This window comes from Pseudomonas sp. P5_A2_2 (assembly GCF_054177685.1).
In genome coordinates this window covers 31,230-54,645 of sequence record NZ_JBGCUL010000003.1, presented here as the reverse complement: position 1 = coordinate 54,645, position 23,416 = coordinate 31,230, and the positions used below count along the sequence as shown (strand labels likewise).

Below are 23,416 nucleotides of genomic sequence, written 5' to 3'. Positions count from 1 at the left end.
TTAACCCGATCCGGATCGGCACGCTGCCAGCTCACGCTGCAGTCGTTCTGCATTCTGCGCTTCACTGAAAATCAGCTCGATACGCGAATCCTGCCGCCATTCACTGGGCCGCCAGTCCAGCACCGAGTTATCCACCGCGTTCGCCGAGACCCACCTGTGCGAGCTGTGGATAACCAGCTTCGCCCGCCTCCATCCAAGACTTTCAAGCCACCGGCTCACCAGAGCGACATCAAATACCTGGCTTGGGTGCCAACGCCATCCGATGCTCCAGCCACCGTCCTGTTCCTGACTCAAGCAAATGGGCAACGCGGGATCGCTCCAGACCGCCGGCAACTGCGCCAATCCCTTGGGTACGACGAAGTTATTCACACCTGCCAGTGCTTTGGTATTCAGCCCCGGCAACTCGCTTAAGGGTAAAGCCGCCTGTTGCGTCCAGCACAGGGGGAGCGGCGGCAATTGTCCGGCGATTCGCTGGCGGCTTTCTTCTTCGAGACCTTCAGACTTGTTCAACAGCAGTAGCCCCGCATGGCCCAGCGCTTGCTGTTGCGCATCCGGCAATGGCTTGCCTGCGGCGAGCGCCTGGGCGTCCAGCACCAGCACACAAGGCTGAACAGCCAACACGCCTTGCCACGGCGCTTCACTCAATTGCCTGAGCAACTGCGCCGGATGCCCCAGCCCTGAGGGTTCGATGAATAGCCGATCCGGTTGTGCCTTGCGCAACAAACGCCCAAGACCAATCTGAAACGGCGCACCGTTGACGCAACACAAGCAGCCCCCGGCCACTTCCCCCAGTGCGATACCATCGGCGTCCTGGGTCAGTAGCGCAGCGTCGAGACCGATCTGGCCAAACTCATTGATCAACACCGCCCAGCGCTCGCCAGCCGGGCGCTGGGCCAGCAAGTGCTTGATCAGGCTGGTCTTGCCGGCGCCCAACGGTCCGGCAATGACATGAGTGGGGATATTCTGCAGCATGGTTGATGATTTCTGAGGAGGTGGTGGATGCGGTTGATTGGCTTGTCGTTGCTCCTGGCACTCGTTTCAGGCGAGGTGCTGGCCCAGGCTTGTGTGGTTCACAGCCAGGGCGAGCGGCTTGATGTCCAGGTTTGCCAGCAGAACCGCAACATCCCGCCAAAGCTCTTTGCCGACGGCTTCTGCCAGCCGAACCTGGCGGGGCAGAAAGTCGAGGTGCAGTATGTCGATCAATGCCCCGGCGGCGCATTTGGTATCTGCAGCAACGCCCAAGTCGCCAATATGCCCTACCGCCAGGATATTCACTATTACGGCGTTGCCACCGACGCGGCATATTTGCAGCCGTACTGCGAGGCCCAGAGCCAGGGCACCTGGCTCAAGCCCTGAAGCGCCAGTAGAGGATCAGGCGGCCTCTTCGTACCAAGGGCCGAATGGATCGGGCAGCAAACGCCAGCCCTCTACGCCCAGCGCCATTTCCTCTTCGGTCAGCAGGCAGGCGTCCAGTTCGGCCGTGAGCTGCGTGAAGTCGATGTTCTGGCCGATGAACACCAGTTCCTGACGACAGTCCCCGCTGTCGGCAGTCCAGTTTTTCATGATCCCGGCGGTACTTTCTGCGTCCTGCGGCCACTGGTTTTTCGGTACGAAACGCCACCAGCGCCCGGCAAAACCATAGCGCATCAAACCACCGGCCTGGGACCAGCTGCCAGCGTCCATTTGCTTGCTCGCCAGCCAGAAAAAGCCCTTGGAGCGCAGCAGTTTGCCGTTGTCCCAGGGACCGTCGATGAAGTTGAAGAAACGCTGTGGATGGAACGGCCGGCGAGCCCGGTAAGCACTGGAAGCGATACCGTACTCTTCGGTTTCCGGCACATGTTCACCGCGCAGCTCCTGCAACCATCCCGGTGCCTGGGCAGCCTTTTCGAAGTCAAAACGACCGGTGTTGAGAATCTTGTTCAAGGGGATTTCGCCCATCGACATCGGAATGATTTCCGCCCGGACGTTGAGCCGTTCAAGAATGGCGATCAATTCTTCGCGCTGGTGGCTGCTGATCAAGTCGATCTTGCTGAGCAAAATCACATCGGCGAACTCGACCTGCTCAATCAACAGATCGGTAATCGAACGCTCGTCTTCCTCCCCTAGGGTTTCTCCTCGGGAAGCCAGGCTTTCGGCAGCCTGGTAGTCGAGCAGGAAGTTCATGCCATCGACCACCGTGACCATGGTGTCGAGACGTGCGATGTCGTTGAGGCTCTGGCCGTTTTCATCGCGGAAGGTGAAGGTTTCCGCCACAGGCAGCGGTTCGGAAATCCCGGTGGACTCGATCAGCAGATAGTCGAAGCGACCCTCCCTGGCGAGTTGACTCACCTCCTCCAGCAAGTCTTCACGTAACGTACAGCAAATACACCCGTTACTCATCTCCACCAACCGTTCTTCGGCTCGGTTCAGGCTGACATCGCGCTGGACTTCGGTGCCATCGACGTTAATTTCGCTCATATCGTTGACGATGACTGCCACTCGCAATCCATCGCGATTACGTAGTATGTAATTAAGAAGTGTACTTTTTCCGGCGCCTAAAAAGCCGGAGAGAACGGTCACGGGGAGTCGATTGGACATCTGCATATTCCTCACAGGGTGCCCGGTCGCTGCGTCGGGCTTACACAATGTTATACTGTAACAACAACAATATGCCATCCCCTCTTGCCCGGTAGGGCAAAGGACACGATGCTGTACGCGTTCCTTCCATGAGAAGCCCTATGCACAACGTCCTGAAACCTGCACTGATCATGCTTTCCCTGCTGGTGGCTGCCGACGCGATGGCCCAGATCCCGAGCCTGGCCAAGTGCACCCGTAGCGCCAACCTGTTGGCCTGCGTGGATGCGGATGGCAACGCCTACAGCGTCAATACCGCCGGAAGCACCATCTATCTGCGGGGTTTCGAAACGGCCGGAAAACGCTATTGGGCGCAGACCAACAGCCGCTACGGCCAGTTTGTATTTTTCACCGGTATCGCTTCCGATGGCGAGGCCTGGGTTGGCTACAACCAGCGCGTCGGCTGGACCACAATCAACCGGTTTTCCAGCTCCGGCGGCAGCAGCGCCAGGTTCACTTGCAGCCGGATCGCTGGCTGTTAAACCTCTTTGTTTTTCTGTTGATGGCGTGAAATCAGGCTGAGCATGTGGCGGTTGCGCATGATGAAAGTCCGCTCATGAAAAAGGCATCGCCGACTTAGTTGTTATGATATAACATTTTAAGTCAACTCTCTCGATGGACCTGCTCATGAATGCGCTGACTCTGCCGGATATCGCCGCGCAGGCCTCACGCCAAGCCCTGCCACTGGAGTGGGTGGGCATGTGCGGCATTGCTCTACCTGTTTTGTTTGATGGCCAACGATTGAATGCAAAGGTCGATGCCGGCGTGAGTCTCGACGATGGCAACGCGCGCGGCATTCACATGTCACGGCTCTATCTGGCGCTTGAATTGCTGGAGCAGGAAAACCTTTCTCCGGCTTTATTGAGGAGGGTTCTGCAGCGTTTTCTTGAGAGCCATGAAGGGCTTTCCAACAGTGCTCACTTAGCCATTCACGCCGATTTATTGCTGAAAAGGCCGGCGCTGATCAGTCCATTGTCTGGCTGGAAAAGCTATCCGGTGAACATCGAAGCACGTTTGAAAAACGCAATGTTCCACGTGGAACTAAAAGTCGATGTGTCTTATTCCTCAACCTGCCCGTGTTCCGCGGCCCTTTCTCGACAGCTAATTCAGCAGCACTTCGTCGACGATTTCGCCAACAAGGCACTGCAACACGCCGACGTTTTAGCGTGGCTCGGCTCCACGAACGGCATCGTCGCCACACCTCACAGCCAACGCAGCAGCGCAAAGTTGCGCGTACGGTTGGCTGATTTTTTGGACGATCTGCCTCTGATCGCCGTCATCAACGACGCCGAAGCCGCACTCGGCACCGCCGTTCAAACAGCGGTAAAACGCGCCGACGAACAAGCCTTCGCCCTGGCCAATGGTCAGAACCTGATGTTCTGCGAGGACGCCGCACGCCGTTTGAATCTGGCCCTGAAACGCTCCACAGGCATCAATGCCTTCCACATTCGTGTCACCCACGCCGAAAGCCTGCACGCCCATGACGCCGTAGCCGAAAGCCGTTTCAACTGGGAGGTCGCATGATTGGTTGCCAGGCCTTGCGCTGGGGCGCACCGGGGCAGCCACTCACGCCAGCGCTGGACTTCGAACTGTCGAAGGGCAGCCTGACCGCCATCATCGGCGCGAACGGTTCCGGGAAAAGCAGCCTGTTGAAGGTCATCGCCGGCTTGCAAAAACCGTTGGCCGGAAAGGTGCGACTGAGTGTTCCAATCAAGGGCGGTGTGTCGTTCCTGCCCCAGCAACAACACCTGGACAGGCAATTTCCGATCAGCCTTCAGGCATTGGTCGCCGCCGGTTTCTGGGGCAACAAAAAGTCGCCGGAGATCCGCAGCCAACGACTGAAAACCGTCCTCGAAAATTGGTGCCTGAACGGTCTGGAAGATCGACCCTTGATGGCCCTCTCCGGCGGCGAATTGCAACGCGCCCTGCTCGCCCGATTGAGCCTGACCGACGCACCCGTACTGTTGCTCGATGAACCCCACGCGGCCCTCGATGAACTCGGCCAGGTATTGCTCTGGAAGCACATACACGATTGGCACCTCGAAGGCCGGACACTGGTGATCGTATGCCATGACCTGGCCGCCGTCCGCGAGCACATCCCATGCACGTTGCTGATCAAAAGCAGCGGTTGTGCATTCGGCCCGAGCACCGAACTGATCCGCCAACTACCACAGGCACAGGTGGCCTGATGATCGCTACCGCGCATCTCTGGCAACCGTTCCACGAGTTCGTGTTCATGCGTCGGGCGCTGCTCGGCGGCTTGCTCCTGGCGTGCAGTACGGCGCCCCTTGGGGTGTTTCTGATCCTCAGGCGCATGAGCCTGATCGGCGATGCCGTCGCCCACGGCATCCTTCCCGGTGCGGCGCTGGGTTTCTGGTTTGCCGGGTTGAGCCTCCCGGCGTTGACCATAGGCGGTCTCGGCGCCGGCCTGAGCATGGCTGGCCTCGCGGCCTGGATTACGCGACGCACCGGCCTGCGAGAGGACGCCAGCCTCGCGGCGATTTACCCGATATCCCTGGCCGGTGGCGTGCTGATTCTCGGCATCGCCGGCAAACGCCTGGACCTGTTGCACCTGCTGTTTGGCTCGGCTTTGGCTGTCGACGGTCCGACCTTGACCGGCATGCTTTGGGTCTCGGGCCTGAGCCTGATTGCCATGACACTGATCTACAAACCACTGCTGCTCGACACCCTCGACCCGCTTTTTCTGCAAACCGTCAGCCGACTCGGCCCATTGGCCCACGGCGTGTTCCTGACGCTGGTGGTGTTGAATCTGGTCATCGGCTTCCAGGCGATCGGTGCGTTGATGGTAGTCGGCCTGATGATGTTGCCTGCCGCCGCGGCACGCTTCTGGAGCCGCCGCCTGCCGGTGCTGATCGTCGTCGCCGCGTTGCTCGGCAGCCTCTCGGTGTGGATGGGTTTATTGATCTCGTTCTATTACTCACTGCCCAGTGGCCCGGCAATCGTGCTGGTGGCCGGCGGCGGGTATCTGTTGTCCGTGGTGTTCGGGCCGGTGCACGGCTTGCTGCGCCGCCCACCTTTGCTCACATCCCAATGAGGTGTTACCCGATGCGCGCTTTACTCGTGTTGTTCAGCTTGATGGTGTCGATGTCGCTGTCTGCCGCCGAAAAACTTCAGGTGGTCACCAGCTTCAGCATCCTTGCCGACATGACCCGACAGATCGGCAAGGATCATATCCAGATCACCAACATGGTCGGCCCGGACGCGGATGCCCATACCTACGAGCCGACACCGGACGACGCTAAAGCACTGCTCAAAGCCAGACTCATCATCAAGAACGGCCTGGGTTTCGAGCCCTGGCTGGATCGCCTGGTGACGAGCACAGAGACCCGGGCGCCGGTCATCAGCGCGAGCCGCGGCGTTATACCGCGTAGCCTGGATGAAGACGGCGAAACCGTTCCCGACCCGCATGCCTGGCATAACCTGGCGAACACCGAACTGTACATCGCCAACATCACCAGGGCGCTGATCGCCGCCGACCCGGCGAACACCGCCGACTATGAGCGCAACAGCCAGATGTACCTGAAACAGGTCTACGCCCTGCTCGCCGAAGCCAAGGCCAAACTCGGCTCACTGCCACCAGGCAACCGCAAGATCGTGACGTCCCATGACGCCTTCGGTTATCTCGGCCAAGCTTACGGTATCGAGTTCATGGCGCCTCAAGGTCTGTCTACCGAGCGCGAACCTTCAGCCGCCGAAGTGGCCGCACTGATTACCCAGATTCGTCAGGCCAAGGTCAAGGCGGTGTTCATGGAAAATATCAAGGACGCCCGCCTGCTCAAGCAAATCGCAGATGAAAGCGGCGCGCAGATCGGCGGTACGCTGTACTCCGATGCCCTCGCGGCGAGCGGTCCGGCCAGCACCTTTACCGGGATGTTCGAGTACAACCTCAACACCCTGTACAACGCGTTGAGCCAGCCATGATCCGCAGGAACCCTTCCGGAGATTTACCGCTGATTGCCTGGCACGACAAACGTCTTAATGACAACCGCCAGGGTTTTCCCCTACGGTTTATGCGATAACGCTCGTTAGAAGCACCTGAGTACGCCGACCATGATCCAGATCACCCTGCCCGACGGTTCATTGCGTGAGTACGACCAGCCGCTGTCCGTGCACGAGGTTGCCGCCAGCATCGGCCCCGAACTGGCCAGCGCGGCTGTGGCGGGCCGGGTCAATGGGGTCCTGGTGGACTGCGAATACATGATCGAGGCAAATGCCCGGGTCAGCATTGTCACCCCCCGGGAGCCGGACGGCCTGGAGATCTTGCGCCGCTCCTGTGCCTTGATGCTGGCAATGGCGGTCAAGCAACTCCACCCGCATGCGCAAATGCGTGTGGGCAAGGAATTGGGCGACGGTTTCTTTTACGAGTTTGCCGTCGAGCCACCGCTGACCGTGGCAGACCTGCCCCTCATCGAAGCGCGCATGCAATCACTGGCAGCGACCAATCACTCGATCCGTCGTCGGCCGGTGCGCGAAGCAGTGTCGCTGTACCGTCTGGGGGACACCGAGTACCAGAGCCATGGACCGCACGTCCCCACCACCAAAGTCTTGCAGGCGTTTACCCTCGACCACATCAACGGCACGTTACAACAACGGATCTACGGCACTTGCTGGTCCAGCCATCAGGAACTGCAACAGTGGAGCGTTCCACCCCACGTGGTCGTCGTGAGCATGGATGATCGCCAGGCGACTTATGCACAAGCGGTGACCGAATCCTTGCGCCAACGGGGCGTACGCGCCAGGGCCGACCTGCGTAACGAAAAAGTTCACTACAAGATTCGCCAGCACAGCCAGACCGTGCCGTACCTGGTGGTGGTGGGCGAGAAAGAACAAGCTGGGGGATTTGTCAGTGTGCGCAGCCGCACGGGGGAAGATTTTGGCCGGATGCCTGTCGAGGCGGCGTGTGAATGGTTGAGTCGGCCGGGGATTTAGGGCGGCTTGCGGACGCCCTCGCGAGCCGGCTCGCTCCCACAGAGAAAGCACAATCAATGTGGGAGCGAGCCTGCTCCGGGCGGCGATCCGACGAAGCTTTTAAGCTCTTGGCTTCACAGTACCGCAATCCTGCCCCAGCCAGACGGCGCGGGATTCGAGGCTGCCCTTCTGCTGAATGCCGGTGGCGTTGAACGTCCCGTTGACCTTGGTGGTGAACTCGCGATCACTGAGGAATGTCGCCACGCCCGCACCCTGGGCTCTCGGGCAGCTGAAACGGAATTTCCACTGATTGCCGGAGCGGTCGGTGATTTCCTGCTTGCAGCCCGACTGCGGATCGGTCAGAGGAATGTTGTCGGTCTTGACTTGCTCCGGGGTCAGGCACGCCCGGACCCCTTTACCGCCCATAGTGATGCCCTGTTTTTCCAGCTGTGCACGCTGCTCAGGGGTCATCTGGCTCTGGAGCTGACCAAGGATCAATTGCAGGTCCGGCATATTCTGTTCATCGACCTTCATGTTGCTCGTAGTCAGCTCCCACAATCCTGGTTGCAGCATTTGCGCGTGAGCCGCAACAGGAAGTGCCAAACCCAGTGCCATGGCCAAACCCAGCAGACGAACGTTCATCGAGTAACTCCTGATCAGTAGTGGCCGTTAGACGTCAGCCGCGCGCTTCGGTTCATGGGCCAATTAATTAGCGACATTCTGTACGGAACATGGTCTGTTAAGCATTGAATCTTCAGGAGCAAGGCAGCCCCCATGGATTATTTCGGACCGCATATTTTCGGTTATACCATCGCCCTGTTGCACTCGCTGGGCATGATCGCGGCCATACACGCCGTGTTGACCGTCCGTACCGCCCAAGGCTCGATCGCCTGGGCGCTGTCGCTGTTTTTCATCCCTTACTTCACGCTGATCCCGTACCTGATGTTCGGCCGCAGCACCTTCGATGGCTACATCAAGGCCCGGCGGCAGGCCAACGAAGAAATGCGCAAGGCTGTTTCCGAACTCAACTGGCGACCCTGGGTAGAAGAGGCGCTCACCGCCCGCGCTTCTTCTGCATACGCCTCACTCAGAGCGATGCCCAAGCTCGGACAGATGCCCTGCCTGGCCAACAACCAAATGCGTCTGTTGATCAACGGTCAGAACACGTTCGAGGCCATTTTCGATGCCATCAGCCAGGCGAAAGAAGCCGTGCTGATCCAGTTTTTCATCGTTCACGACGATCGCCTCGGCCAGCGCCTGCAAAACCTGCTGTTGAAGAAAGCCGCCGAAGGCGTGGCGATTTACCTGTTATATGACCGAATCGGTAGCCATTCCCTGCCCCACGGCTATGTGCAGGCCTTGCGTGATGGCGGGGTCGAGGTCAAAGCCTTCGCCACCCGCAGTGGCTGGCTCAATCGCTTTCAGGTGAACTTCCGCAACCACCGCAAGATCGTGGTGGTGGACGGCATTCTCGGCTTCGTCGGCGGGCACAACGTCGGTGACGAATACATGGGCGAGAAACCGCCCCTGGCGCCCTGGCGCGATACCCACGTACAAGTGCGCGGGCCGGTGGTGGCGTGCATGCAGGAGTCTTTCGCCGAAGACTGGTTCTGGGTGGCTCGTGTACTGCCGCCGCTGATCCTGCCCGAGGTTTATCCGGAAGACGGCGTACTGTGCCAGTTGCTCGCCAGTGGGCCGGCAGACGCCTGTGAAACCTGTTCTCTGTTCTTTGTCGAAGCGATCCATGCGGCGACGGAAAGGGTCTGGATCACCAGCCCGTATTTCATCCCCGATGAAGCCGTGTTCGCAGCATTGCGCCTGGCGGTACTGCGCGGCGTGGATGTGCGCCTGCTGTTGCCATCCCGGCCCGATCATCGAATCGTCTACGCCGCCTCAAGCCTCTACGCCTTCGAAGCGGTGCGCGCCGGTGTGCGGGTATTCCGTTACCAACCCGGGTTCCTGCATCAGAAAGTGGTATTGATCGACAGCGAAATCAGCGCCATCGGCAGTGCCAACATGGACAACCGTTCGTTCCGGCTGAATTTCGAAGTGATGTTGCTGACCGTCGACCGCGCGTTCGCCGCCGAGGTGGAAGAGATGCTCAACGATGACTTTGCCAACGCCCACGAAATCGCCAAGGAAGAAGGCCGGGAGACCCGCCGCGTCCAACAGGTCGGCATGCGGGTCGCCCGGCTTATTTCGCCGATTCTCTAGAGGTAGATATCGTCACGGGTCCATGGCAGTTCATGACTGCCATCGGCGTGGGCCTTCACTGCGAGAATCTGGTGCAGGTTGATCCAGCCCCGGGCGAACGCGTAAGCGCAACCGGCCAGATAAAGCCGCCAGATACGCAGGACCTGTTCCGGTACGAGTCTGGAGGCCGCTTCGAGGTTGTCTTCCAGGCGTTCGCTCCAGTGATCGAGCGTGYGTGCGTAGTGCAGGCGCAAGCTTTCGACGTCGACGATTTCCAGTCCGGCCTCACTGATCTCGGCAGAAATCATCGACAGATGCGGCAGCTCGCCGTTGGGGAACACATATTTCCCGATGAAATCACCGGCACCGCGTCCCACCGGACGGCCATCGGTGTATTTGGCGGTGATCCCGTGGTTCATCACCAGGCCGCCCTCTTTCACCGCGCCGAACAAGGTATTGCAGTACTCGGCCAGATTGGCATGACCAACGTGTTCGAACATACCGACGCTAACCACTTTGTCGAAACGGCCATCCTGCGGCAGATCGCGATAGTCGAGCAGTTGCAGTTCGACCAGGTCCTCCAGGCCCTCCGCTTTTACGCGCTCCCGGGCCAGGGCCAACTGCTCCTTGCTGAGGGTGATACCGAACACTCTCGCGCCAAATTCCCGCGCCGCAAAACGCGCCAATCCGCCCCACCCGCAACCCACATCCAGCAGATATTCGCCGGGCTGCAGGCGCAGCTTGCGGCACAAATGACGGAACTTGGCTTGCTGGGCTTGTTCCAGGGATTCGCTGCCGGTCTCGAAATAGGCGCAGGAATACGCCATGTCGCTGTCGAGCCACAGCTGATAGAACGCGTTGGAAAGGTCGTAGTGGTAGGAGATCGCCTTGGCGTCCGTCTCTTTGTCGTGGACGCTACGCACAGGCAGATTGTCGTAGTTTTCATCCAGCAACGCCTGGCTCCACTCATCGCAGACGCGGATCACATCGCTGATGGAGCCTTCGAGTTCCAGTTTGCCTTCGACAAATGCAGCGCCAAGGGTGTCCAGGCTGGGATGGGTAAACTGGGTGACCATCTGCGGATCCTTGACCACAATCGTGACACTGGGCGTCGGCCCCAGATTGAGTTCATGGCCATCCCAGAGTCTCAGGCGAAGCGGTAACTGCAGATTCTGTAAGGCCGGTGGAAGATGCGCGAGCATGGAGAATCTCCCTTGTTTCAGACGTCTAAACAGAGGGTAGACCATCTTTGAAAAATAGCTGGCTATCGAATTAATAGCCGTTTTCAATGATTCGCGACGCCTACAGCTGCCGCCGCGAACGCACAAAAATGATGTGCCCTCATCTTCAATGACTACGAACCGGGCGCACAGTTCTAAAAAGTTGAAGCCCCGTGATTACCCGGTTTAGAGCGTTCGCCTTCAGGTTTCGTCCTTGAGCTTGAGCAACGGCTCCTGGAACCGCAGCAAACGACCGGCATTGCCCAACACCAGCAAGGTGCTGAGGTTATGCAGCAACGCCGCAATCATCGCCCCTGCAGCGCCAAGCCAGCCGAAAGCGGCGAAGGCTACGATCGCCAGGGTCCAGCCCAATCCGATGATCACATTGACCTGCAACGTCTGGCGGCATTGACGACTCAGGCGCACGCAGGTGCCGAGGCGGCGCAGGTCACTGCCGATCAGCACGATGTCCGCCGATGCCAGGGCAATGTCCGCACCGCCCGCGCCCATGGCCACACCGACTACTCCAGCCTTGAGGGCCAGGGAGTCGTTGATGCCATCGCCGACCACCATCGGCCGGAAGCCGCTGTCGATTTCCTTGAGCACGCGGTTGAGTTTGTCTTCGGGCAAGGCTTGTGCTTCGACGTCACTGATCCCGACATCCCGGGCCAACGTCTGCGCGACGCTGTGCCGGTCACCGGTGAGCAACAACTGGCGGCCCAAACCCAGATCACGCAACTCACCCAAGGCAAACTGCGCCTCGGGTTTGACGCTGTCGGCCAGCAACAGCCAGGCAAGAAACTCCCCGTTGAGCGCCAGCCCGGCAATCGGGCCGTCGTGATCGGGAATCTCCGTTGTGCTGATGCCCAGTTGCGCGAACAACTCCGGCCGGCCAAGCGCCGCCTCACCCTGCCCGGTCATCGCCACCACACCGAGGCCCTGGCGTTCACGAATGTCGGAAAGCAGCAGGAAATGCTCCTGGGTCACCAACCCCGCGAGCGCACGGCTGACCGGGTGACTGCTGGCCGAGCCGAGGCTGGCGGCGAGCTTCATGACATGGCTGCGATCCTCAAGCGGACTGTCGATGGATTGCAGGCGCAAGGTGCCGAATGTCAGCGTCCCGGTTTTGTCGACTACCAGCGAGGTCAGGTCCGCCAACTCTTCAAGGAACGCAGAACTGCGGATCAGAATCCCGTGGCGTGCTGCTACCGCCACCCCGGCAATAGCCGTCGCCGGTGCCGACAACACCAGCGCACAAGGACAGGCCGCCACCAACACCGCGAGCATCGCTTGAGCGTTGTTGGTGATGAACCAGGTCACCGCCGCCAACAGCAACACCAGCACCATATAGCTGCCCGCGTAACGCTCCAGCAAACGAGTGATCGGCGGTTTCGAGCGCTCGGCGTTTTGCATCAGGGCGATGACTTTGCCGAGGGTCGATTCCTGGCCGGTACGGGTCACTTCGATTCGCAGCAGACCGTCGAGGTTAATTGCGCCACCGAACACCGACATGCCGACGCCCGCCTCTATCGGCACCGATTCGCCGGTAATGGAGGCAGTATCGAGACTGGCCTGACCGGACAATACCCGGCCATCCGCCGGCACCCGGTCCCCGGCGCGCACCTCGACCAGATCGCCCGCCTTGAGCGTGCCGTTGTCGACTTCGATGATGGAGCCGTCCACCTGCACCTTGCGTGCGTGGCTGCGGGTCAGTTTGCCGAGGGCGTGAATCGCTTCCTGGGAGCCGATCACGCTGCGCTCTTCCAGCACATGGCCGAAGATCATGATGATCGGCAACAGCGCCGCCGTCAGCAGATCTCCGGTGGCCCAGGCACCCAGCATGGCCAGGGCAATCAATTGATCGGTGATGCCGTGCAGGCTCGGATAGCGCAGGCTGTACCAGGCCGAACGCATGACCGGTATGGCGACCAGCAGCGAGGCAAAACCCAGCAGCAGCTGACTGACGCCGGTTTGCTCTGACGACAACCAGCGCCAGATCAGTCCCAAGGCCAGCAAGCCCAATGCGAGCATGGCCAGGGTCAGTTGGCGCGCGGCGCTACGTTGTTCTGTCGAAGACAACATGCTCGACGCGGTGGCGGTTTGCGCAGTCATTGTGCTGCTCCCTGAATGATCAGGCGGGAATCGTCTTTAGGGTCGACCGTCGTGACAGAACCGGCCTGGCCGAGGATCTTCGGCATTCGTTCACGGTAAATGCGCAACAGCATTTGCGGATCGGTGCCCTGTTGCTGCGCCTTGGCCAGGCTCAACACCGTGGCCGTGTCGGTGGATGCTTTGGCCAGTCGTTCACTCGCCTGGGCATGGGCAACTTGTAGTGTTCTGTCGGCTTGCTCGTTGGCAGTTTGCGTCAGCTTTTCGGCTTCGGTACGCGCATTGGCCACGGCTTTGTCGGCCTGCTGACTGGCTGTCAGGACCGCATTGAAGGCATTGACCGCCGGGCTTGGCAGACTCGATTGCACATCGACTCGCGCCACCTCGATCCCCAGTCCCTGCCCCGTCGCTGTGAGTTCGGCAAGACGCTGGTTGACGCCCTGCACCAGATCGCCACGCAAGCGTTCGCGTCTTTCAGCCGCCTGACTGTCAGCGCCGATCAGCTCTGGCCGGGCTACCAGAATCGTGTCCAGATCGCGTGCGGCGGTGAGTGCCACAGCGCTGCGGGTGACCAACCGATCCAATGCCGGCAACACATGTTCACCCTGAAGCACGAATGCATAGGGCTCGGTGACTTTGTAGAAAACCCGCACATCGAGTTGCACCACTCCGGCATCACCCGTTAACAGATAGCCTGAGCCTGCAAGGGCATCGCTGATGGGCGTGGCAAAACTGGCCACGCGATCTGCCTGCATCGCGGCACCACTGCGCAACAGACTGTCCACTCGCCGCTCGATCACCCGGTCCGCCGCCGGCAACAAAATCACCTGCTCGAAGGGTTGCGGCCAGGCCAATAACAACCCGGCATTCTGAATGCGATCCAGCGCCCCGAAATGCAAAACCACGGCGCGATTTTGTGGATCGATCTGCCGCACATTGGAAAACGCCCACGCCAATGCCGCCAATACCGTCACCGCGTACAGGGCGAGAAACGCCAAGCGCCCGGCCTGAATCCAGGGGCTGCTCAACTCATTTGTTCCACGTGGAACCAAACTCATGGCTGCGATCCGGACTTGTTGTCGAGGCTCGGCGGACCGTCAACCAACACCCGGAACGGTGCGGCATCGGTGCGCAGAATCAGCTTGGTTCCCGGCGTTACCACCGTGCCCAAGGTATCGAGCGAGCGCAGCAGGTTGTAGAGCTGCGGCGATCCCGCATAGGCACGACCATAAATCTGCGCCGCTTCGACGCGCGATTGCGCTTCGATATCTGCCGCTTTCACTGTGGCATCGGCCTGCACTATCCGCGCATCACGTTCGGCGGCGGAACGAATTTGCGCGGCTTCACGCTTGCCGATCGCCGTGCGCTCAGTAGCGATGGTTTCACGCTCGGCACGCATCCGGTCGACCGTCGCGGTGAGCGTCACCGAAGGCAGCGTCAATCGTTCGATACCGACCTGCAATACGCGCACGCCATAAGTGGTGAGCAACTGCTGATCGATTTGCTTGCGCAGTTGTGCTTCGAAATCGGCGATGCGCACCTGGCTGGCATCGGTGTTCACCAGATTCGCCAGATCAAAACTGCTGGCGGTGGTTTCCAGTGCGGAGCCGACAAAAGTGCGAATCTGCCGTGCAGCTTCATCGGGCTGGTTCTGCACCGCGCGCATGAAACGTTGCACGTTGTCCGGATCACCCTGCACCTGCCACGCCACGTAGGCCTGAACGATGATGCGCAAACCATCCCGCGTGCCCACATCCTGCAAACCGCTGGACGTGGTGCGCAGCCGCAGATCCACCGGGATCGCCGCCTCGAATGGTGCCGGCCAGCGCCAACCCAGTCCAGGCTCCAGCAAGACTCGCGATGGATTGCCGAAGCGCGTGATCACAGTGGCTTCACCTGAGCGCACCTGCACCAGACTTGCAGCGGCGACCGCAAACGCCACCAGCAATGCCGCCCAACCCATCCGCCGCCATGGGAAAGGACCGGCCTCCTGCGGATCGCCGTGATGATGGTGATGGCCGTGGTGGTGATGCCCGCCATGGCCGTGATCGTGGCCGGCGTGGTCATCGTGATCGTGGGTCTGGGACTGGCTCAATTGGCAGCTCCTGGCTGAGCGGTTTTACGCGACGGCGCAGGGTCAACCGGCAGCGCGAAAGTACGGAGGTCGATGGTTGGCGCATTGCTGCTGCCGCCCAGACGATGATCGAGCACCAGCAATTTGGCATTGGCCAAACCCTGGGACAACTGACTGAAATACTGCTCCAGCACGAAGGCTTGGCCAGCGCTGGCATAGGCTTTTTGCTCGGCGTTGAATTTCAGGTCCGCGGCCTCGGCGCCAGCATTGATCTCACGGGCGCTGGCCGTCGCCTGATCGCGGGCGATGCTGGCCTGCAACTGCGCCTGATTGGTGGCCTCGGCAGCGGCGCCGCGTTCACGGGCGATCAAGGCTTGCGCGCCAATCTGCGCCGCTTGCACGCCGTGATAGGCATTGGCTGCACCGGCCGGAGGGTGAATCGCCTCGACCACGGTGGCGAGAATTTCCACGCCGCTGTCGAGTTTTTGCAGGTCCGCCTGAACCGCGCGGCCGATTTCTTCGGCCAGCCCTACCCTGTCCTCGCCAAGCAAACCGTCGAGGGTGCGCGAGGCGAAATCGTGAACCAGGAKTCGGCTGGCGGTGCTGCGAATCAACATCGGCACATCGGCACTGTTATAGGTTGCGGCCAACGCCGCCTCATCACTCAGACCGATGCGATAGACGAAGCGCACGTCCATGTTGACGATCTGAAAGCTCTGCTTGTCGGCTCGGCTGCTGGCGATCACCTGAGATTTGTCGTTCACATGGCTGGCGTCCCACAAGCGATTGGCAATCGCCGGGGCCGGGCCTTCGGCGGGGTCGGCCTGAGCGGGGGCCGAGGTTTCGCCAACACTGGTGGCCAACTCGTGAACGACCCCATTCTCGACGCTCAACACGCGGCCCAATGGCCAAGGCAAACCCATGTGCAAACCTGGGCCAAACACCTCCACCGGTTTGCCGAATCGTTCGTAAATGCCACGCCCTTGCAGGGCAATTTCGTGAATGCCGGTCAGCGACCAGCCAACCAGCGAAACCACCGCCAGTACCGGCAGGAACGCCCGACGCATGTAAGAGAAGGCCCAGATCTGCCGCAGATCGATGCCGAAGCGGTTATGCAATTCGTGCTGCAACGCCAGCAAAGGCTGTGGCGGCCAGCGCAGCATGTCGACGACAAAACTGCGTGCCAACAACTCCGGTTCAAGACGATCGCGGCGTGGGCTGAACAATGACAACAGCGCACGCAGCAACAATTCTGCCGCCACCAGCCCCGGCAGCAGACCGATCAACACTGCCAGACGTACAGGCCATACCGAGGTTTCATCGGCAAACAACAGACAAAAAGCACCGAGCACCAGGCTGATGATCGCCACACGGATCAATTGCGCCAACGTAGCGGCTTCAGGCCATTGCGCGGTATTTTCCTGCGCCAGATGGCGCTCCATCACCAACAGGCCGAACGCCAACAGCAAGAAGCACGCTGCCCCGACAGGGGCCGACAGGCCCAACGCTGCCGGGGGCAATGTGAGGTTCCAGGCCTGTTCGACACCCAATACCGCCAACAATGCCCAGCCGCCAAGCCACAACGTCGGCGCGCCGATTTGCCCGAGCAAGTGCTGCGATTTCCGGCTGATCCGGTCCAGCAAACGTTCATACCACCCCGAAGGCGCGACAGACTCGTCGACAACAACCACCGGCACTACGGGATTCATGGCGCGGGCACGCCACTGGGTTACCCACCAGGCCGATTGCAAACCGGCCATCAACACCACAGACGCCGCGCTCAGGTTCAGCAGCAACGCCGGCCACAGTGTTTGCGAGGAAAACAGCCCGGCAAAAAGCGCCAGCAGCACACCCACCGTCGCGAATACGCCCGCACCGATGGCGAACTGGCGCAAACGCCGCCCTTGAATGAACGCCTGCTGAAAGCGCGGCAACCCGGCTAACGGAGCTTCATCAACATCGAGATCGACTTGCATACCACCCCAGAGTGTCTTCGCTTACAGGACAATTCGTTACAATATAACGGAAATGGTGAAATTTCCGTACTCACGCGCGCTATCTAAAGATTCCCAACCTGTCGCTTACCTGAAGCCTTGACCGAAATGCGGCAGAACGCACATATTACGTTCGTAATTTTATCCGGGAACTACTTTTACCCATCCTTCCCCTTTCGATCCAGGAGTACATCCATGAGCACTTATGACGTCGTGATACTCGGCGGTGGCCCCGGCGGTTACAACGCGGCGATCCGCGCCGGACAACTGGGTCTGAAAGCCGCCTGCGTGGAAGGACGCGCCACACTCGGCGGCACCTGCCTGAACGTCGGCTGCATGCCGTCCAAGGCGCTGCTGCATGCCTCCGAACTGTACGACGCGGCCATGGGTGCGGAATTCGCCAACCTGGGGATCGACGTCAAACCCAGCCTCAATCTCGCCCAGATGATGAAGCAAAAGGATGAAAGCGTTACCGGGCTGACCAAGGGCATCGAGTTTCTTTTCCGCAAGAACAAAGTCGACTGGATCAAAGGCTGGGGCCACATCGACGGGCCGGGCAAAGTCACGGTGACCGATAGCGCCGGCGGCAAGACTGAGTTGCACGCCAAGGACATCATCATCGCCACCGGCTCCGAGCCCACGCCCCTGCCCGGCGTGGACATCGATAACAAACGCATACTCGACTCCACCGGCGCCCTGGCGCTGACCGAAGTGCCCAAGCATCTGGTGGTGATCGGCGCCGGCGTGATCGGCCTGGAGCTGGGCTCGGTCTGGCGACGCCTTGGGGCACAGGTGACGGTGGTCGAGTTCCTCGACCGGATCTGCCCCGGCGTGGACATCGAAGCCGGCAAAACCCTGCAGCGTTCCCTGAGCAAGCAAGGCTTGAGTTTCAAGTTGAGTTCAAAAGTGACCAGCGCCACCACCTCCGCCTCCGGTGTGCAACTCAGCATCGAGCCTGCCGCAGGCGGTGCTGCAGAGTTGCTGGAAGCCGATTACGTGCTGGTGGCCATAGGGCGCCGACCTTATACACAGGGCCTGGGGCTGGAGAACGTCGGCCTCGCGACGGACAAACGCGGCATGCTCGCCAACAAGGGTCATCGCACCGAAGCCGCCGGGGTCTGGGTGATTGGAGACGTGACCTCGGGCCCCATGCTCGCCCACAAGGCCGAGGACGAAGCCATGGCTTGCGTCGAGCAAATCGTCGGCAAGGCTGGCGAGGTCAACTACGACCTGATCCCCAGCGTGGTCTACACAAGACCGGAGCTGGCCAGTGTCGGCAAGACCGAAGAGCAGCTCAAGGCTGAAGGTCGGGCGTACAAGGTCGGCAAGTTTCCCTTCACCGCCAACAGCCGGGCGAAGATCAACCATGAAACCGAAGGCTTCGCCAAAGTGCTGGCCGATGAGCGCACGGACGAAGTTCTCGGCGTGCATCTGGTCGGCCCGAGCGTCAGTGAAATGATTGGCGAGTATTGCGTGGCCATGGAGTTCAGCGCCTCGGCCGAAGACATCGCCCTGACCTGCCACCCTCACCCGACCCGCTCCGAGGCCTTGCGCCAGGCGGCGATGAATGTGGAGGGGATGGCGACGCAGATGTAAGGCCCACAGGGCTTGGGTGCCTGGTCTAATGCCATCGCGAGCAAGCTCGCTCCCACATTGGATTTGTGGTGTTCACACAATCACTGTGGGAGCGAGCTTGCTCGCGATGCAAACGACTCGGTCTACAGCGGCAGATGCTCCAAAGGCAACGCCCCCGGCGCCTTCACCGTATGAATCGCAAAATTGCTGCGGATATCGCTCACCCCCGGCAGCTTCAGCAAACGCCCGGTGAGAAACCGGTCATAGGCACGCAAGTCCGGCACCACCACCTGCAGCAGAAAATCCGACTCCCCTGACACCAGAAACGCCGAAATCACCTCGGGCAATGCCGTCACCGCCAGGCGAAAGCTTTCGGCTTGTTCGTCGTTATGACGCTCGACCTTGACCCCGACAAACACCGTCAGCCCTAACCCCACCTCATCGCGATCCAGATTGGCCTGGTAGCCGCGAATCACCCCCGCGTCTTCAAGCATCCGCACCCGGCGCAAGCAGGGTGACGCCGACAGGCCGATCTCGTCTGCCAGTTGCACATTGCTCAGGCGGCCGTCCCGTTGCAGTGCGGCGAGAATCTTGCGGTCGTAGGCATCGAGTTTCATGGTTTGGCAGATCCTGATGGTTCAAGCTTGATTAAGTGGCAGGTTATGCCAATACACGTCCTGATAGAAGCTGACAACGCAAGCACCTGCCCCGCCCTCCAGCCCTAGACTGGTACGACCGAATCGACAACGAATGGGGGTACAACATGCAAGGGCTCTGGCTGTTTTTCATGGCGCTGGCGGTGGTCTACCTGTTGCCGGGGCCCGACATGATCCTGCTATTGCAGACCGGTGCCCGCCAGGGCAAAGGCGCCGCGCTGGCCACGGCCGTGGGGTTGGGCATCGCCCGGGGTTGTCATGTGGCATTGGCGGCGCTGGGGCTGGCGGCACTGTTCAAGGCGGCGCCCTGGACCTTCGATGTGGTGCGCCTGGCAGGCGCCGCGTACTTGCTGTGGATCGGCATTCAGTGCCTGCGAACCACGATGCTGCCGAGCTTGACCAGCACTGACACAGCCGGCGAAAAACCACGCTTGGGCGCAGCCATCCGACGCGGACTGCTGACCAACCTGCTCAACCCCAAGGCACTGTTGTTCTGCTCGGTGCTGCTACCGCAATTCATCAACCCACAGGCCGGGCCGGTGCTCGGGCAATTTGCGACGTTGGGCGTGGTGCTGGTCGGCGTCGGTTTGCTGTTCGACAGCGCCTACGCCCTGGTCGGTGCGGCACTCGGCCGGTGGCTGCAACGCAGCCCCTCTGCCCAACGCTTGCAGCAATGGTTGTTCGGCAGCCTGTTGATCGGTTTCGCCGTGCGGCTGACCTTTGTGCAACAGGCTTGAACCTCACTGCGCCTTGCGCCGACGATTGATCAGGAACAATGCCGCCGCCGTGACCACAATCACACCGCCATACTGAAGCGGCTTCTTGTACGGCCGCAGCGCTGAACGCGCGGCATCGGTAACCTGGGTCACGTAGCGCTTGTCGGCGTTCTGGAAGTCGGGATAGGGGCACTGATGACCGAAATGGAACGCCCAATCCACGTACGGCCCCTCTTTGACATAGCGCTGGTAGAAAGCGTGTTCCTCTTCAGGGCTGCTGTTCCAGCCTGCTGCCGCGCACAGCACTGCCGCAAAGGCCTGGCTGGAGTGAGGCAAATTGTCAGCCGCACGACTGGCCAATGCCGTGGCTATAAAACGATAGTGATAACGCTCATCGGGCTGAGCAACGCTGGCCTGCTGGCGCTTCACTTCGTCCTCGGTCGTTAACGGCCCGACCTTGAGCTCAGTGCTTTCCAGGCTGTAGTTGCCGCCGAATGTGGCGAAATCCGGGGCCATTTCATATCCCAGGATTTCCATTCCCCACGTGCGCGCGGCCCAGGCCGAGTTAAATAGCGCAGCAGCGCGAGTCGTGGGCCACCAGGCAGCATCCGCCTCCTTGCGTAATATTCCGTATGACTTGGCCTTGTTCTGTAGTTCAACGTTATCGAAGTACGCCGGCGCCTCCTCATAGTGCCCCTCACGCAACAAACGCCGCCCCAGCAGATTGCGCAGGCTCGCCGCCACCGGCAAGGGCACGTAGTTGTCGCGGTCCTGCTGGCTGAGCGGTGGGGGTGCCGGCACTTGTGTGTCGACGTAGTGCTTGAGTTCTTCGAGGGTCAACACTCGCTCGGCAACGGTGGCGGCATCGAACCAGTAAATGCTTTGGCTGCGATACAGTTGATCGAAGGCTTGCAGGTAATCCCCGCGTTGCAGGGCGAGGATCGCACTTTCACCCTCGACCCGGCATTTGGGCTGAAGCGTTTCGTAATCGTAGTCCGGGGTCCGTCGCTCACCCCAGGATTCATTCTTCGGGAAGGCCTGGGCCGCTTTGGCGTAGGCTGCGGCGGCCGCGATTTTATCGCCGTCGCGCACTGCCAGTTTTGCCCGCAGCCACCAGGCCAACCCGCCATCGCCGGCATGCTCGAGGAAAGCCTTGGCGCTGGCGTAATCGCCCTGTTGATAATTCATCGCCGCCAGACGATCGGCGTTTTCGAGACTGCCGCGGGTGCTGTTTTGCAGCAGCTTGATCATTTTTTGTTCGTTGGCAGGTTGGTCGCCGAACGACCAACCCAACCGGCTGATCAGCGACGCGGTCACCAACTGCTGCACGGGCTGTCCCTTGAGCAACTCGGCCACTTGATCATCCGGCAGCGTCATCAGGTCCGCCATCAACAGCTTCAGCGAGGTGTAGCCCACTGCAGAGCCGTGCAGATTCTGCGTGGCGTACAGCTCGATGGCGCGGTTCCAGTCGCCGGAGGTGCGTACCACCCGGGCTTCTTCACCGAGGCTGGCGACGCCCAGTTCCAGTGGATCGCTGAAGCCGTCGATACTCAGTTGCCGGGCTTGCTCGAAGGCCTTGGCGGATTGTGCGAGCAGATCCGGAGCCGCATTGGCTTCGGCGCTCATGGCGAACAACGCGCGCCCCAGCGAGTAAGCCGCCCAGGTGCTGCGCGAAGCCCGTTGCTCGGTGGGCAAGGCCAGCACTTTCTTGAAATACCCGGCGGCCAGGGCAGGATCACCCGCGGCAAATGCCACGGCGCCGGCCAGGTACAACCTGAGCTCAGGCGGCAGTTGCGCCCCTTCGGTTTCAACCTGACGAGCATCGGTCAGGCTGCGCAGGTGTTTCACCAACACCTGTTGCTCAGCGGAAAGTCCGGCCTGCTCGGCCTGATCCCGCAGCGCTACCGGGTCAGTTTCATCCGCGTAGCTGGCGCCAGCGGTGACATTCTTCAAGCCTTTGATGGCGTGGCCGAGGCGATTGATTTCAAAGCTGAAGTTGCCTTCTGGCAGTTCCGCCAGCGACTGGCCACGGTTATCCAGCAGGCGCATGGGGAAGTCCGGGCCGCAGGCCAGCGCCGAACCCAGTGGCAGGCTGAGGCTCAGGCAAAGCAAATGACGCGGCCAGTTACGGGTGAACATTCGAACCTCCTTGATCAATGTGTGCGCAGCGAGCCCAACCAATGGCACGCTGTCCGCCGGCCGTTATTCGGCCATCGCGCAGGCGGGTGAAGGTAAGCAGATCCGGGCTCTGTTGCAACGCGTAACCGGCCAGGGCATCGGCCCCCTCACAACCACTGACCGCCAGTGTCAGGCGTTCGGGCCAGACGCGGTCGAGATTGCCCTGGTTGCTGATACCGATGTCATAGAGGCCATTGTCGGCCGAGAGTTGCAGTTTCAGTTGACTGTCGAGGGCATCACCACGCGCCACCGCGCGCAAGGTTGTCAAACTCCAGGCCCGACGGTCGTTGGCCAATGGCAGGCGAAACCAGATCAGGCCCGCCAGATGTTTCGGTGGATCGGCACGCAACTCGGTGCCGAGGGTGCGCAACGCCTGCGGATCGGCGAGTAATTCCCGACGCTGGCCTGCACGCTCCAGCGTCACTTCGCTTTCCACCACAGGTGCGCCGTCCGCCGACGGCAGCAACGCCACGCCATAGGCCGGCAGCGCCAGATAGAAAGGTTTCGTCGTGACGCGGCTCCAGGCTTTCGCCCATTGCCGGGCCTGTTCGGCATCAAACAAACCACGACGCGGATCGCTCACCGCATGCACCTGCAACACGCTGCTGTCGACTGTGGATAACAACGCCGGCAGTTCACGACTGTCGAGCCAGGACGGCAACGCGGTGATGCTCAACGGCAGCGAAGTCGGCAACGCTTCGCGCAAATGCGCGAGAAACTCGCGATACGCCGGTAGCCGGGCATTGCTGGCATCGTGGTCGATTTCCACCCCGGTGAGGTTCAACCCCTGTCCCCGCCAATCGCTGATCACCCGGCGGATCTGTGCAGTGACTTCCTCCTGATCCAGCGCTTTGAGCTGTCCGTCCAGGCGAACCACCGCAATCACCGGTCGGCCATCACGCTTGAGCAACTGCGCATCCATTCGGGCTCGGCTCCAGCCGGCATGGGGGAAGGCCTGCAAGGCCAGCACTCGTAACGTCGAAAAGTCTGCACGACTGTCCCTGAGGGCGGCGTCGTGGGCCGGCGTCCACTGCCGCTGCCAGACGTAAAGCTGTTGATCCAGAGGCGGTGCATCCTGTCTTTCGCATCCGGTGGTCAGCGCCAGCGCCATCAGCAAGGCGATCGAGCGAGTGAAAAAAACCATTGAAACGCCTGTTCC

21 protein-coding genes are annotated in these 23,416 nt (G+C 60.7%); 10 read left to right on the top strand and 11 right to left on the bottom strand.

The features are described from left to right. Complete coding sequence (locus tag ACXRVY_RS01115; protein ID WP_223459028.1) at window positions 1–972, bottom strand: CobW family GTP-binding protein; 972 nt, start codon at window positions 970–972, stop codon at window positions 1–3. A gap of 27 nt (window positions 973–999) precedes the next feature. Between ACXRVY_RS01115 and ACXRVY_RS01110 the strand changes: the two genes are divergently transcribed. Beyond that, window positions 1,000–1,356: an NADH:ubiquinone oxidoreductase gene (locus ACXRVY_RS01110; protein ID WP_223459030.1), complete on the top strand. Its 357-nt coding sequence runs from the start codon at window positions 1,000–1,002 to the stop codon at window positions 1,354–1,356. A gap of 15 nt (window positions 1,357–1,371) precedes the next feature. Here the strand turns inward: ACXRVY_RS01110 and zigA are convergent, their stop codons facing one another. Further along, entirely contained in the window at window positions 1,372–2,577 is a 1,206-nt protein-coding gene (gene zigA / locus ACXRVY_RS01105; RefSeq protein ID WP_223459032.1) for a zinc metallochaperone GTPase ZigA, read from the bottom strand. A gap of 140 nt (window positions 2,578–2,717) precedes the next feature. Here zigA and ACXRVY_RS01100 point away from each other — a divergent pair, with 140 nt between their 5' ends. From ACXRVY_RS01100 to ACXRVY_RS01075, 6 genes are all read left to right on the top strand, one after another. Next, complete coding sequence (locus ACXRVY_RS01100) at window positions 2,718–3,095, top strand: glutamine synthetase (protein ID WP_223459034.1); 378 nt, start codon at window positions 2,718–2,720, stop codon at window positions 3,093–3,095. Between the two features lie 145 nt (window positions 3,096–3,240). Then, a complete protein-coding gene (folE2, locus tag ACXRVY_RS01095) occupies window positions 3,241–4,137 on the top strand; it encodes a GTP cyclohydrolase FolE2 (RefSeq protein WP_223459036.1) in 897 nt (298 codons plus the stop codon). Beyond that, entirely contained in the window at window positions 4,134–4,802 is a 669-nt protein-coding gene (locus ACXRVY_RS01090; RefSeq protein WP_457266008.1) for a metal ABC transporter ATP-binding protein, read from the top strand. Before folE2 ends, ACXRVY_RS01090 begins: the two co-directional genes overlap by 4 nt. Then, window positions 4,802–5,668, top strand: coding sequence for a metal ABC transporter permease (locus ACXRVY_RS01085; RefSeq protein ID WP_223459040.1), 867 nt, complete (start codon window positions 4,802–4,804; stop codon window positions 5,666–5,668). Before ACXRVY_RS01090 ends, ACXRVY_RS01085 begins: the two co-directional genes overlap by 1 nt. An 11-nt stretch (window positions 5,669–5,679) precedes the next feature. Then, window positions 5,680–6,555 (top strand): metal ABC transporter substrate-binding protein, encoded by an 876-nt coding sequence (locus tag ACXRVY_RS01080; RefSeq protein WP_457266009.1) that lies wholly within the window; start codon window positions 5,680–5,682, stop codon window positions 6,553–6,555. A gap of 129 nt (window positions 6,556–6,684) precedes the next feature. Further along, on the top strand, window positions 6,685–7,563 hold the full coding sequence (locus tag ACXRVY_RS01075; RefSeq protein ID WP_457266010.1) for a His/Gly/Thr/Pro-type tRNA ligase C-terminal domain-containing protein: 879 nt from the start codon (window positions 6,685–6,687) through the stop codon (window positions 7,561–7,563). Between the two features lie 99 nt (window positions 7,564–7,662). On the opposite strand, the gene ACXRVY_RS01070 is transcribed toward ACXRVY_RS01075, so the two are convergent. Next, window positions 7,663–8,184 (bottom strand): DUF3617 domain-containing protein, encoded by a 522-nt coding sequence (locus tag ACXRVY_RS01070; protein ID WP_223459046.1) that lies wholly within the window; start codon window positions 8,182–8,184, stop codon window positions 7,663–7,665. A gap of 132 nt (window positions 8,185–8,316) precedes the next feature. On the opposite strand from ACXRVY_RS01070, the gene cls reads away from it, so the two are divergent. Continuing rightward, window positions 8,317–9,756 (top strand): cardiolipin synthase, encoded by a 1,440-nt coding sequence (gene cls / locus ACXRVY_RS01065; protein WP_223459049.1) that lies wholly within the window; start codon window positions 8,317–8,319, stop codon window positions 9,754–9,756. Here cls and cfaB read toward each other — a convergent pair. The 5 genes from cfaB to hflK (ACXRVY_RS01040) all read right to left on the bottom strand — a co-directional run bounded on the left by cfaB (window position 9,753) and on the right by hflK (ACXRVY_RS01040) (window position 17,114). Further along, on the bottom strand, window positions 9,753–10,937 hold the full coding sequence (cfaB, locus tag ACXRVY_RS01060; protein WP_458236960.1) for a C17 cyclopropane fatty acid synthase CfaB: 1,185 nt from the start codon (window positions 10,935–10,937) through the stop codon (window positions 9,753–9,755). The two genes, cls and cfaB, sit on opposite strands and share 4 nt — an antisense overlap. Before the next feature lie 219 nt (window positions 10,938–11,156). Continuing rightward, a complete protein-coding gene (locus tag ACXRVY_RS01055) occupies window positions 11,157–13,067 on the bottom strand; it encodes a cation-translocating P-type ATPase (protein ID WP_223459053.1) in 1,911 nt (636 codons plus the stop codon). Beyond that, entirely contained in the window at window positions 13,064–14,122 is a 1,059-nt protein-coding gene (gene hflK, locus ACXRVY_RS01050; RefSeq protein ID WP_223459055.1) for a protease modulator HflK, read from the bottom strand. Before hflK (ACXRVY_RS01050) ends, ACXRVY_RS01055 begins: the two co-directional genes overlap by 4 nt. After that, a complete protein-coding gene (hflC, locus tag ACXRVY_RS01045; protein WP_223459057.1) occupies window positions 14,119–15,159 on the bottom strand; it encodes a protease modulator HflC in 1,041 nt (346 codons plus the stop codon). The genes hflK (ACXRVY_RS01050) and hflC overlap by 4 nt, the downstream gene beginning before the upstream one ends. After that, window positions 15,156–17,114 (bottom strand): protease modulator HflK, encoded by a 1,959-nt coding sequence (hflK, locus tag ACXRVY_RS01040; RefSeq protein WP_458236959.1) that lies wholly within the window; start codon window positions 17,112–17,114, stop codon window positions 15,156–15,158. Before hflK (ACXRVY_RS01040) ends, hflC begins: the two co-directional genes overlap by 4 nt. Window positions 17,115–17,327: 213 nt before the next feature. On the opposite strand from hflK (ACXRVY_RS01040), the gene lpdA reads away from it, so the two are divergent. Then, window positions 17,328–18,728, top strand: coding sequence for a dihydrolipoyl dehydrogenase (gene lpdA, locus ACXRVY_RS01035; protein WP_223459061.1), 1,401 nt, complete (start codon window positions 17,328–17,330; stop codon window positions 18,726–18,728). 122 nt (window positions 18,729–18,850) lie between these two features. On the opposite strand, the gene ACXRVY_RS01030 is transcribed toward lpdA, so the two are convergent. After that, complete coding sequence (locus ACXRVY_RS01030; protein WP_108218814.1) at window positions 18,851–19,324, bottom strand: Lrp/AsnC family transcriptional regulator; 474 nt, start codon at window positions 19,322–19,324, stop codon at window positions 18,851–18,853. A 146-nt stretch (window positions 19,325–19,470) separates the two neighbouring features. On the opposite strand from ACXRVY_RS01030, the gene ACXRVY_RS01025 reads away from it, so the two are divergent. Further along, window positions 19,471–20,100 carry a LysE family translocator gene (locus ACXRVY_RS01025; protein WP_223459063.1) on the top strand — a complete coding sequence of 210 codons (630 nt, stop codon included), beginning with the start codon at window positions 19,471–19,473 and terminating at the stop codon, window positions 20,098–20,100. 3 nt (window positions 20,101–20,103) lie between these two features. Here ACXRVY_RS01025 and ACXRVY_RS01020 read toward each other — a convergent pair whose 3' ends face one another. Both ACXRVY_RS01020 and ACXRVY_RS01015 read right to left on the bottom strand, forming a co-directional pair. Next, entirely contained in the window at window positions 20,104–22,218 is a 2,115-nt protein-coding gene (locus tag ACXRVY_RS01020) for a hypothetical protein (RefSeq protein WP_223459065.1), read from the bottom strand. Then, on the bottom strand, window positions 22,205–23,401 hold the full coding sequence (locus tag ACXRVY_RS01015; protein ID WP_223459067.1) for a DUF3142 domain-containing protein: 1,197 nt from the start codon (window positions 23,399–23,401) through the stop codon (window positions 22,205–22,207). Before ACXRVY_RS01015 ends, ACXRVY_RS01020 begins: the two co-directional genes overlap by 14 nt. Window positions 23,402–23,416: the final 15 nt, after the last annotated feature.